Consider the following 11,033-nt stretch of genomic DNA (forward strand, 5'->3'; position numbering starts at 1 on the left):
ACTTGGTCTTGCTGAGAAATTCAACTATTCTATATGGGCGACGCGAAAGCCCATCATACACTCATATTGGTCTGGCTGCTGTTGAGTAAGTTTGCGAATGGCTTGACCACACCGCAGTTGACCCCCACGCCAACGGGGTTGACCGCTCCCGTCAGCGAGTAAACAAGACTGGCAAACTTGCTCAGGGGCAAGGATTTGATCGTCCATTAAAATGACTAGCATCCAATCCCTCCTGTAAATCCTCATTGTCACCCACATTTCACTTAGGGTAAACACGCTTTGTCGCCCTTCAAAGAGCAGTTTCAGGTAGGTTGGATATGTTTTGCGCGGTTAAGTGTTGTGATTTGCGCCTACCTTGGGCGATCGCAGAGGACACTTAAGAACCACATCCTACCTCTTTGTAGCAAAAATGTGGGCAATTACGATTCAATAACAATTCTCAAGTGAATTTTAATTTATTGTACGTTGTGTCTATTACAAAGTGATAATTTTAGTAAAAAATAATACAAAAATTTTTGCACTAAGTTGAGCAAAGACAACTAACGGTATCCATTGCGTTCCTGTCAATTTAGCACTAGGATGTGTCAAACTTAATATTCAGAAAACAACAAAAGCTTTACGCACAAGCAACACGGCGACTTCTTGAAATTTCCTTAAGGTGAGTAGTTAAAGTGTGAGAAGTCAAGTCAGTAAAACTGAGTTAACTTGATAGCCATTTAAGTGAGGCATTTCTAAAATACTGAGGTAAACTTGCAAGCAAGTTAATCCACAATATTACTCAGCGGCTCGTCGGTCTGGGCATCACTTACAATGGAACACTGGCAATTTCTGATACAGAAACAAGGCGCTCGCTCGTGGCATATCCTAGAATCGCCAAATTTGGAAATTTTGGAAGGACAGTATAGAGTTTTGGCTCGTTCTAACCTTCTGAATACAGACGTGGAAGTACGGGTAACTCACTCTTCAACTGAGGAAGTTCAACCAACGCGGCGAATTTTCAAGCGATCGCGTCGCACTAACTCAGAAGGCTTAATGCCGATAATTCCTTTTACCTACTTCCAGCCGGGAGTTTGGGAGTTGCGGTGTTCCGGCGATTTGATGTCGGATCTGCTCGGTAAATCTTGGCAATACAGTGTACAAGTGCAAGTCTTCTCACTGTTAGCAGAGAGAGAGCAGAGGAAAAATTTAGAATCAAATTCACCCGATCGCCCAGATAATTTTTCTGACAACTTGGAATGTAATGCCCCAGCAGAACCTGTAATTGAGCTAGATAATGCGATCGCTGTTTCTGAAGAACTAGCAACTACAAACAGCAACCTTGCTACCACTGTTGCACCAGATGAAGGGAACTTGGAATCTAATGCCCCAGCAGAACATGTAATTGAGCTAGATAATGCGATCGCTGTTTCTGAAGAACTAGCAACTACAGACAGCAACCTTGTTACCACTGTTGCACCAGATGAAGGGAACTTGGAATCTAATGCCCCAGCAGAAACTACTATTGAGCTAGATAATGCGATCGCTGTTTCTGAAGAACTAGCAACTACAGATAGCAACCTTGCTACTAGTGTTGCACCAGATGAAGGGAACTTGGAATCTAATGCCCCAGCAGAAACTACTATTGAGCTAGATAATGCGATCGCTGTTTCTGAAGAACTAACAACTACAGATAGCAACCTTGCTACTAGTGTTGCACCAGATGAAGGGAACTTGGAATCTAATGCCCCAGCAGAAACTACTATTGAGCTAGATAGTGCGATCGTTGTTTCTGAAGAACTAGCAACTACAGACAACAACCTTGCTACTACTGTTGCACCAGATGAAGGGAACTTGGAATCTAATGCCCCAGCAGAAACTACTATTGAGCTAGATAATGCGATCGCTGTTTCTGAAGAACTAGCAACTACAGACAGCAATCTTGTTACCACTGTTGCACCAGATGAAACGGAAGAAGATGAAGATATAGTTATCGATCAGCCTGTAAGTCCTGTGTGGCTCAAAGGAGAGACAGCAGAGCAGATTTTACAAAATTTAATAGATTTAGCTTTACCCGCCTCTGAACTGCTGCTCAAAGATGAAAAGGTTACAGATTTTTCGGCAACACAACTACCGCCACCATTACTACTAACTTTAAGTCAGGATAATTACATTGCCCGTTGGGGACAAGCTCTTATAATCAACGGGTACATAGAATTCCAAGAAAAGACAAATCCAGATTGGGGTGAAACATTATCTTCAAAAAGCTTGCGGGCGCTTAAAGTAGAAATTGAACTGCGATCGCCCAAGAACTCGAAAATCTTGACCAAAGTACGGCAACCCTTATCAGATAAAGAGTTGCCCTTTACCATCAATACCTCAATTGATATTCCTGCTGATTGTGAATCCAAGCTAATTTTGGCAGATATCAGTTTATATGGTAAATTCGCCGATGCTGGCGAAGTCATACCGTTAGCCAGCCAGTCCTTCACCATTACAGCAGATGTAACAGAATTACTGGCAATTACAGGCGCAGCAAAATCCAGTACATCTTTAAATGATCCCATAACACTATCGGACTCATCTGCTGCTTTTACAGAAACAGAGACACCTGTTAAGCTCGATTTGAAACTATTAAATCTGGTCAAGACTGCAAAAACAGACCTGTCTCAGATAGTTAATCCATCCCCAAACACACCTCTACCACCGCAAATTAACCTGCAAGTTCTGCGAGAAGCTAAACTGCGGACATCTAAGCTCAAAAATTCAAGCATTTCGTTGCCTCAATTACCGAAACTGCCCCCTATTCAAAGTGATGCCAACATTTCCACAGATGTTGTTGCAGAACCACAGACACCGAAGGAGCTTCTAGAAAAGGATGCTACTATAGCCACCATCAACTTGGAGCAGTTGGTCATTAAGCAACGTCGAATGCCAATACTTGAGACTACTTTGCCATACTTGAAACGACTACAAGCTTTGCCAGATGATCCAGAAGAAAAAGTAAAAAACAATGTTCCTCCAGATGCATTGGCAGTTAAAGCGGCTGAAGACTTGCCAAAATTGGATGCAACTGTGGCTGAAGATGAAAATATACCTGAATTAGTAGTAGGTGATGCACAATTCCAAGAAGAATCTTTTGCTAAAGTCGAAGCTTCGCAAGATACACAATTCCAGGAAGAATCTGTTGCTGAAGTCGAAGCCCCACAAAATGCACAATTAATTACAATGGGAAACCTTTATTCATCCCCCCTGCTGAGGAAGTGGATGCAGAGCCAAGGATACTCCTTGCCTGAATCTATCAACGATCTGCAACCTCAAGATGACAATAACTATGTTCCAGCACAGCAGATACCCCTTTCTCTTAGTGCAGATGCGAATATTGATGTTAACTTGCCATTAGACCTAGATGCCAACACGGAGAATAATCTAAGCGAAGGTTGGAGCAGTTCACAACTTCTCCTGACTGAAACACCCAAGGGACAAGAGATATGGGAAGAAGTCGAAGGGTTGGCTCCTGAACTGGAGAACTTTGGAGAAGGTATAGACACAGCGCAGGAAATGGAACTGGGGATTGGAGAAAATACGGAAACAGAAAAAGTACTAGAAAAACCAACAATCTCATCGGCTCTGTTAACACAAATACCGCCCCCTCCTCCTCCGATAAAAATAAATATAGCGTCAGCTTGGTTAGCGCAAGAAATCGTTGTAGATGATACAGATACCGAACTGGAAGGCGATACAAATAAGAGTTACACCTTTGAAGAGAAGGAGCAACCACTTTTATATTCATCTTCTTCCTTACCTATAATTGCAGCAGCCACTGAGCCTTTGCCAACTCCACATTTGTATGTGCCAGAAGGTGAATTAATTGCTGGTAAATCTGTCATAGTGCGCGTAGTATTGCCAGAAGTACCTTTGCAAGTTGTTGTCAAGTTATGGCTTGAAGATTATCAAACTCGCTACTTACTAGATGGCCCCCATTTATTGACAAATTTACTTCCTAATGCATCGGGAGGGTTGGAAGTGATGACACAATTAAACATTCCCTTTGGCTGTTTGGAAATTCGCTTAGAAGCGATCGCACTCGATCTAACAACCCAACAGGAGAGTCACAAAGTCACAATAATACGAACTGTAATTCCTCCAGACTTGCCAGACTTGCTGCTAGATGAACTCCTGGGTATGTGAGGTGGTAGGGGTAGTTTTTGGTAAAGGTGCGGCTAGAGGCAGTAGATTCATTGATGATTGCTCGACTGACCAAATTCAGTAGATCGAAAAGTTTTCCATAACTCTTATCAAGCGAAAAGCTGACAGTATCAAGTCTTATGGTTGGACTGGTTGAAAAAATGATCGATTATATAAGGAATAAGCGATCGCGGCCCCATATTCTCTTCCTCATCTTTCCATAGTCCCCTGTGTTAAAAATATGAAAGAATTTTAAAAATCTGGCAGAATTTGCAGTAAGCTCATTTTGAATTGTAGTGTGAATTCATAGGAACCTTTACTATGGCAACTTCTTTTTTGCCTTCTATCTTGGCTAGTACTTCGTATTTGTCTGCTCTCTTTGTGCCCATAATTGGTTGGATTTTGCCAGGTGTGGTCTTCGCCTTTCTGTTTTTATACACTGAAAGCGACGATATCAGCAATATCAACTGATACTGATGTAGTCATTAGTCATTAGTCATTTGCAAAAAACAAAGGACAAAGGACAAAGACGCGCCAGCGGCTACTCTTCTCCTGACGGAGACGCTGCGCGAACGAGAACGCCAAGGGCGAACCCGCAGGGTAGGACAAATGACCAAAATTAATACCGCCTATCTCATAGAGACAGGCGGTTTTTTTAACGTTGATTTCTCAACAAATGCCAGAAAATTCTAACTTATAGTGTTCGGTTCAAACTAACTCATGTTAAATCGAAGAACCGAGTCCGGCGTAGGCACCATAAAAGAAAATGCCCAAGACTGTAATTATACCCAAACCTGCGATCGTAGCGACGACCCACAGGGGAATTCTCCCACTTCCAGACACAGCTTCTCTCCTCCCTTAACAACAAATCAACACACGTTCATAAACCAAGATTAACAACAGTACTTCTAATTAGTTAAAGAAGTAACTAGAAAACAGAATACCCAGAACGAAAATCATTAGTAATCCCAGGTATAAAGAAGTCCGGTTTAGTTCAACCGGCTGATTATTGGGATTGGGAGATCTTTCTACCATAATTGCTCCTAACGTTGAATAAATTGCATTGCGGCGATCGCGCCCAAAAAGAATACAGTTGGTACACCTAAAGTGTGAACTGCCAGCCATCTAACGGTAAAAATTGGATAGGTAACTGGTTGATTGATGTTGTTGCCGCTAGTCATGATCTCAAACTACTTTCCAATAAATTGTTCAACTTGTTTTTTAGCTTCAAAACGGTTTTTCACAATGGGCACTTCCTGCCGTGCTGGTGTGAAATACTCGTTGGGACGGGGTGTACCAAAAGCATCATAAGCCAGCCCGGTGCTGACAAATAGCCAACCAGCAATAAATAATGCCGGGATGGTGATGCTGTGGATTACCCAGTAACGAACGCTAGTAATGATGTCCGAAAACGGACGTTCTCCAGTGGTACCTGACATTTAGATCCCTACCTTATACATAGAGTGTTATTGAGTTTATTATCCTACAAAGTTAAGAAAGAGTTACAAGTTGCAAAGTTCTTCTCAGAAATTAGGTGTGGGGCATTGGGAATTGGGCATTGGGCATTGGGAATTGGGCACAGAGAAGAGGGAGTGAGGAAGTAAGGGAGTCAAAAACAAGAATTAATAAGCAATATCCCATGCCCCATGCCCCATTCCCCATGCCCAATTCCCCATTAAGCTGCTTCTGGAGAAGTTGTTTCAGGGTTTGGTAGATATTTGAGCAAAACGCCGCGATCGCCAATTATAAATCCCCGCTCTGGCTCTAAGAATACAATCTTGTATAAATTAGCCGCAACTTCTTCTACCTCACGGTCTTTTTCCCAGGTTTTGCCACCGTCGGCACTGCGTAGCAAATTACCGCTACCGCCACCTACCCAAATTTCATTGGGTGTGCGATATGCCAAATCCAGTAAACCCCAACTGGTGGATAATTCTGGATATTGTGCCTTTTGCCACTCGTCAGGTTTAGTTTCGTCACTAAACTGAACTTGACCTCCTCTAGCTAACAACCACAATTGCCCATTTTCACTAAAGCCCATGTTTTCTACCCGCCGAGAACTATTGCGGTTATGGGGTACCCAAGCATCTTGCCCTGGTTCCCAAGTTGAGTAGAAACTACCCTTAGCCGAAACTGCAACATATTTACCATCAGCAGAACGCTCTAAGTTACGCACCACACCCACTGCTGATTCCACCTGGGCTTTCCAGTTTTTGCCGCCGTCTGTGGTCTTATATATGGCTCCAACATTAGTAGCCATTTCAGCTGTATTATCTGCTAGCGCCTTAACTGCGATCGGGCTACCTGGTAGCTTTTCGCTCAGGGGAATACGCGACCAAGAAGCACCTTCATCGCTAGTGTGTAGTAACAGTCCAGGCTCTCCGGCAATCCAGCCTTCTTTTCCTGCAAAACTTACTGAGTCAAAGCGATACTTTTGCTCCTCCAGTTGCAGTATTATTGGTTTCCAGGTATTACCACCGTCATTGGTTTCCAATAGGGTGGCATTGCTACCTACTAAATAGCCATGCTCAAGGTTATTAGTAAAAGCAATATCCAATAAATTCGAGTTTGTTGGCACAGAAATGACTTTCCAAGGGTTGTAGCTAAGAGAGGGGGCTTGGCTACAACCTATGCACATCATGACTACTATTAACAAGGCAAATATTCGTTGCCAACCTTTCACAATTGAATGCATCAGTATTTCTTAGTTATTTCTAAATTTTTGTTGGATTTGGCAGCTAGGATGCTGGAAAATCCTGCGTTTTTCATTTTGAATTTTGTTAGCGCAGTGTAAAACCTCTCGTAGAGAGCGTTATTTGGAATTGCTTAAGGGCTGTTATTGTAAGCCGTAGAGACTAATAAAAAACAAGAAACCAAGAGCCAAAGCACCAAAAATTAAGATATTCTTTTGGGTTGGCGTTAGGTTGTTGACACCCAAACCATAACCGAGATTTTCTTTGAAGCCGGATACAGTACCGGCAGGGCCGATGTTGGCAAAAGCGGTCTTTTTAGCAGAACAAACTGGACAGCGCCAACTCATAGGTAGTTCTGCAAAGAGTGTCCCGGAAGGAATATCATGCTTGTCATCTCCCTTCTCAGGTTCGTAAACATAACCGCAGGCGCGACACTCGTAGCGGTCTAACACCGGAGTTTCAACAGCTGGTTCGCTCATGGCTTAGGCCTCGCAGAGAAGAAATCTTAAATATACGTTAAAAATTATGACATAATTGTTAGGCTTTTCTATCACTAGCAAAAGTGAATCAAATACCTGAAGTGCGTCTGTCTGTTAGATTTCAGAAAAACTAAACAGATATAATGTAAAAGAAAGTTACGCAGTTAAGGGATTGGGCATGGGGCAAAACAGTTCCAAGTTTCGAGTTCCGAGTGCTGAGTGGGGAATCTCACTTCTTTACTCAGCACTCAGCACTCCTGAAGGGCATTGGGCATGGAAAAGAAAATTTCTTTGTCCTCCCACTCTTAAATCCCTAATTCTCTAGTTGTCAGTGCTCAATCTCCAGTGACTACTTAAAATACTCCATAAGCGGTAGATACTCATTGTGTTTGTTCTCAGCGGTTACGAGTACCTTCTAGGCTTCTTTATCATCTGTAGCCTAGTACCTGCCTTAGCGCTCTCAGCTTCTAAACTCCTACGACCCAGTGGTTACGCCCCAGAACGTCGCACTACTTATGAATCTGGGATGGAACCAATCGGGGGAGCTTGGATTCAGTTCAACATCCGCTACTACATGTTTGCTCTAGTCTTTGTCGTCTTTGATGTGGAGACTGTATTCTTGTATCCTTGGGCGGTAGCTTTCCACCGTTTGGGACTGTTAGCTTTTATTGAAGCGCTAGTCTTTATTGCAATTCTTGTAGTCGCTTTAGTTTACGCATGGCGTAAAGGAGCTTTGGAATGGTCTTGAATTCTAACTTAACAACCCAGGGCAAAGAACGAATCATCAACCCCATTGAACGGACTACAATCACTCAAGACCTTTCAGAAAACGTCATTTTGACGACGGTTGATGATCTCTACGATTGGGCACGGCTTTCTAGTTTATGGCCGTTGTTATTTGGTACTGCTTGCTGCTTTATTGAGTTTGCAGCTTTAATTGGTTCCCGATTTGACTTTGACCGTTTTGGGCTAATTCCCCGTTCTAGCCCCCGCCAAGCCGATTTAATTATTACGGCAGGGACTATTACGATGAAGATGGCTCCGCAATTGGTGCGTCTTTACGAACAAATGCCAGAGCCGAAGTATGTAATTGCAATGGGAGCTTGCACAATTACTGGCGGAATGTTCAGCGTTGATTCCCCTACAGCAGTGCGCGGAGTCGATAAATTGATTCCTGTGGATGTATACTTACCTGGTTGTCCTCCCCGTCCAGAAGCAATTATCGACGCAATTATTAAGCTGCGGAAGAAAATCTCCAATGAATCGATGCAAGAGCGGGGTAAAATTAAACAAACTCACCGTTACTACAGCACGACTCATAATTTGAAGCCAGTAGAGGAAATCTTAACTGGTAAGTATTTGCAGTCAGATACTCGCTCTGTACCACCGAAGGAATTGACGGAAGCGATTGGTATGCCAATACCACCTGCACTACTGACAGCAAAGGCACAAAAGGAGGAACAAACTCGTGGCTGAAGAATCTAAACCAGTACCAGCAGACGAAGAAGAGTCTAAACCAGTACCAGCAGCGAAAGAAGAGGCATTGGTACAAGCGGGTAAAGTTTCCCTGTGGTTGACGGAAAATGGCTTTGACCATGAGTTTTTAGCACCAGACAAAAATGGTGTAGAGATAATTAAAGTGGCGGCAGATTTCTTGCTTCCTACCGCTACAGCCCTTTATGCTTATGGGTTTAATTATCTCCAGTGTCAAGGTGGCATTGACCTTGGCCCAGGACAAGAATTAGTGAGTATGTATCACTTAATTAAAGTGGGTGATAATAGCGATCGCCCCGAAGAAGTACGAGTTAAGGTGTTCTTACCACGGGAAAACCCTGTAGTGCCTTCTGTGTACTGGATTTGGAAGACCGCAGATTGGCAAGAGCGCGAGTCTTACGATATGTACGGCATTATCTACGAAGGACACCCAAATCTCAAGAGGCTTTTGATGCCGGAAGATTGGGTGGGTTGGCCTTTGCGGAAGGATTATATCTCGCCTGATTTTTATGAGTTGCAGGATGCTTATTAAGTAGTGCTGAATGGAGACGCGATGAATCGCGTCTGTACAATGTAGTGCTGAGTTTCGGCAGTGATTAACCTCTTTCCGGTGGCGGAGAGGGGTTATGTTTTTGGTGTTTCATGTCAAGTTGGTTGACAAAACTTGCTGTAATTCATTTACTGTATTTACAGTTTTAATTGCCTGCTGAATTGTTTTTAATTTCTGCAAATCCGTAATTTGAGAGATTATCGGCATCAATTCTGAACCTTGATTGCCAAACTTAATTTCTAATGCCAATTCAATCCCTGAATATAACTCTTCCTTTCTTCCTCGTTCTTCCCCTTTGCTAAAAATTTCCTGATACCAAGGCGACTGCTCTAAAAGTGCCATATCCCACCTCAGAATTTGCTGAACTATTGCACTATCTAATACAAACGTAGCAAAAAATCCTAATACTGTTTGAAATTCAGATTTTTGATTGGAATACTTCTGGAAAATGACCGCACCCGCTCTAAGATAATTTGAGAAGGTATCATCGCTTTTTCAATTCCTTACCTAATCTCATTAATCCAGCTTTAAATAGCACTCAATAAAAAAAATGAAATTAATATCAGTAAGTTGGGTTTTTTAATTTTGAAGTGGGAATGAGTCACTATGCCAAGCTTGATAAAAGGCTGGATAAGTCATAATTTGGGTGCAGTCCCAGATAACTTTATAAGCCTCATCTGATAAATAATTTTTTAAAGCTGTGACAACTGCCGTCATCTTGTCAGATTCTGTTAAAATTTCCCCTAAATTTGATGCCGCTAGCCTACGGGTTTGTTCAGATTGAGAATCACGAATTAACTCCACTAATGCAGTGATAGCAGTGTGATTATTTGGAGCTATTTTCCCTAAAAATGATACCGCTAGCCAACGGGTTTGTTCAGATTGAGAATCACGAATTAACTCCACTAATGCAGTAATAGCAGTGTGATTATTTGGAGCTATTTTCCCTAAAAATGATACCGCTAGCCTACGGGTTTGTTCAGATTGAGAATCACGAATTAACTCCACTAATGCAGTGATAGCAGTGTGATTATTTGGAGCTATTATCCCTAAATTTAATGCCGCTAGCCAACGGGTTTGTTCAGATTGAGAATCACGAATTAACTCCTCTAATGCAGTGATAGCAGTGTGATTATTTGGAGCTATTTCCCCTAAACTTGATGCCGCATGCCCACGGGTTTGTTCAGATTGAGAATCACGAATTAACTCCTCTAATGCAGTGATAGCAGTGTGATTATTTGGAGCTATTTTTCCTAAAATATATGCCGCATGCCCACGGGTTTCTTCAGATTGAGAATCACGAATTAACTCCTTTAATGCAGTGATAGCAGTGTGATTATTTGGAGCTATTTCCCCTAAACTTGATGCCGCTAGCCAACGGGTTTGTTCAGATTGAGAATCACGAATTAACTCCTCTAATGCAGTGATAGCAGTGTGATTATTTGGAGCTATTTTTCCTAAAATATATGCCGCTTGCCTATGGGTTTGTTCAGATTGAGAATCACGAATTAACTTCACTAATGCAGTGATAGCAGTGTGATTATTTGGAGTTATTTTCCCTAAAATATATGCCGCTTGCCTATGGGTTTGTTCAGATTGAGAATCACGAATTAACTTCACTAATGCAGTGATAGCAGTGTGATTATTTGGAGT

Annotated in this window: 14 protein-coding genes and 1 pseudogene; 6 read left to right on the forward strand and 9 right to left on the reverse strand. The window is 42.3% G+C overall.

The genetic code is table 11. The features are described 5' to 3' along the window. Nucleotides 1–24 precede the first annotated feature (24 nt). On the reverse strand, nt 25–222 hold the full coding sequence (locus V7K56_RS12220; protein WP_334910738.1) for a hypothetical protein: 198 nt from the start codon (nt 220–222) through the stop codon (nt 25–27). A 588-nt stretch (nt 223–810) separates the two neighbouring features. Here V7K56_RS12220 and V7K56_RS37065 point away from each other — a divergent pair. From V7K56_RS37065 to V7K56_RS12230, 3 genes and pseudogenes are all read left to right on the forward strand, one after another. Continuing rightward, a pseudogene (locus tag V7K56_RS37065) lies at nt 811–1,150 on the forward strand (hypothetical protein); the annotation flags it as partial. Beyond that, the gene (locus tag V7K56_RS12225; RefSeq protein ID WP_442940018.1) at nt 1,141–4,167 is read left to right on the forward strand and encodes a hypothetical protein; all 3,027 of its coding nucleotides are present in this window, start codon (nt 1,141–1,143) and stop codon (nt 4,165–4,167) included. The pseudogene V7K56_RS37065 and the gene V7K56_RS12225, both read left to right, overlap by 10 nt. Nucleotides 4,168–4,485: 318 nt before the next feature. Continuing rightward, nucleotides 4,486–4,635 (forward strand): photosystem I reaction center subunit VIII, encoded by a 150-nt coding sequence (locus V7K56_RS12230; RefSeq protein WP_334910742.1) that lies wholly within the window; start codon nt 4,486–4,488, stop codon nt 4,633–4,635. A 252-nt stretch (nt 4,636–4,887) separates the two neighbouring features. Here the strand turns inward: V7K56_RS12230 and V7K56_RS12235 are convergent, their stop codons facing one another. The 6 genes from V7K56_RS12235 to V7K56_RS12260 form a co-directional block, all read right to left on the reverse strand. After that, nucleotides 4,888–5,007, reverse strand: coding sequence for a photosystem II reaction center protein J (locus tag V7K56_RS12235; protein ID WP_012411803.1), 120 nt, complete (start codon nt 5,005–5,007; stop codon nt 4,888–4,890). Nucleotides 5,008–5,076: 69 nt separating this feature from the next. Beyond that, nucleotides 5,077–5,199: a photosystem II reaction center protein L gene (locus V7K56_RS12240; protein ID WP_322670285.1), complete on the reverse strand. Its 123-nt coding sequence runs from the start codon at nt 5,197–5,199 to the stop codon at nt 5,077–5,079. 8 nt (nt 5,200–5,207) lie between these two features. Next, nucleotides 5,208–5,345 (reverse strand): cytochrome b559 subunit beta, encoded by a 138-nt coding sequence (gene psbF / locus V7K56_RS12245; protein WP_015115279.1) that lies wholly within the window; start codon nt 5,343–5,345, stop codon nt 5,208–5,210. Between the two features lie 9 nt (nt 5,346–5,354). Then, entirely contained in the window at nt 5,355–5,603 is a 249-nt protein-coding gene (psbE, locus tag V7K56_RS12250) for a cytochrome b559 subunit alpha (RefSeq protein WP_012411800.1), read from the reverse strand. A 236-nt stretch (nt 5,604–5,839) separates the two neighbouring features. After that, the gene (locus tag V7K56_RS12255; RefSeq protein ID WP_334910744.1) at nt 5,840–6,859 is read right to left on the reverse strand and encodes a photosynthesis system II assembly factor Ycf48; all 1,020 of its coding nucleotides are present in this window, start codon (nt 6,857–6,859) and stop codon (nt 5,840–5,842) included. 141 nt (nt 6,860–7,000) lie between these two features. Beyond that, complete coding sequence (locus V7K56_RS12260) at nt 7,001–7,336, reverse strand: rubredoxin (RefSeq protein WP_334910746.1); 336 nt, start codon at nt 7,334–7,336, stop codon at nt 7,001–7,003. A gap of 385 nt (nt 7,337–7,721) precedes the next feature. Between V7K56_RS12260 and ndhC the strand changes: the two genes are divergently transcribed. The 3 genes from ndhC to V7K56_RS12275 are packed head-to-tail and all read left to right on the forward strand — an operon-like array spanning nt 7,722 to nt 9,362. Next, entirely contained in the window at nt 7,722–8,084 is a 363-nt protein-coding gene (ndhC, locus tag V7K56_RS12265; RefSeq protein WP_012411797.1) for a photosynthetic/respiratory NAD(P)H-quinone oxidoreductase subunit C, read from the forward strand. Further along, a complete protein-coding gene (gene ndhK, locus V7K56_RS12270; protein WP_334691560.1) occupies nt 8,075–8,812 on the forward strand; it encodes a photosynthetic/respiratory NAD(P)H-quinone oxidoreductase subunit K in 738 nt (245 codons plus the stop codon). Before ndhC ends, ndhK begins: the two co-directional genes overlap by 10 nt. Continuing rightward, entirely contained in the window at nt 8,805–9,362 is a 558-nt protein-coding gene (locus tag V7K56_RS12275; protein ID WP_334910748.1) for an NAD(P)H-quinone oxidoreductase subunit J, read from the forward strand. Before ndhK ends, V7K56_RS12275 begins: the two co-directional genes overlap by 8 nt. 108 nt (nt 9,363–9,470) lie before the next feature. Here V7K56_RS12275 and V7K56_RS12280 read toward each other — a convergent pair whose 3' ends face one another. Together V7K56_RS12280 and V7K56_RS12285 are read right to left on the reverse strand one after the other, a co-directional pair. Beyond that, entirely contained in the window at nt 9,471–9,722 is a 252-nt protein-coding gene (locus tag V7K56_RS12280) for a hypothetical protein (RefSeq protein ID WP_334910750.1), read from the reverse strand. A 237-nt stretch (nt 9,723–9,959) separates the two neighbouring features. Beyond that, a partial coding sequence (locus V7K56_RS12285; RefSeq protein ID WP_334910752.1) for a HEAT repeat domain-containing protein occupies nt 9,960–11,033 on the reverse strand: 1,074 nt, incomplete at its 5' end.

Origin of the sequence: Nostoc sp. (assembly GCF_036917535.1) — a bacterium.
Lineage (GTDB): Bacteria > Cyanobacteriota > Cyanobacteriia > Cyanobacteriales > Nostocaceae > Nostoc.

Coding starts and splice junctions, on each gene's coding strand:
- V7K56_RS12220 (WP_334910738.1), bottom strand. CDS start 222: ATGCTAGTCATTTTAATGGACGATCAAATCCTTGCCCCTGAGCAAGTT.
- V7K56_RS12230 (WP_334910742.1), top strand. CDS start 4,486: ATGGCAACTTCTTTTTTGCCTTCTATCTTGGCTAGTACTTCGTATTTG.
- V7K56_RS12240 (WP_322670285.1), bottom strand. CDS start 5,199: ATGGTAGAAAGATCTCCCAATCCCAATAATCAGCCGGTTGAACTAAAC.
- psbF (WP_015115279.1), bottom strand. CDS start 5,345: ATGACTAGCGGCAACAACATCAATCAACCAGTTACCTATCCAATTTTT.
- psbE (WP_012411800.1), bottom strand. CDS start 5,603: ATGTCAGGTACCACTGGAGAACGTCCGTTTTCGGACATCATTACTAGC.
- V7K56_RS12255 (WP_334910744.1), bottom strand. CDS start 6,859: ATGCATTCAATTGTGAAAGGTTGGCAACGAATATTTGCCTTGTTAATA.
- V7K56_RS12260 (WP_334910746.1), bottom strand. CDS start 7,336: ATGAGCGAACCAGCTGTTGAAACTCCGGTGTTAGACCGCTACGAGTGT.
- ndhK (WP_334691560.1), top strand. CDS start 8,075: ATGGTCTTGAATTCTAACTTAACAACCCAGGGCAAAGAACGAATCATC.
- V7K56_RS12280 (WP_334910750.1), bottom strand. CDS start 9,722: ATGGCACTTTTAGAGCAGTCGCCTTGGTATCAGGAAATTTTTAGCAAA.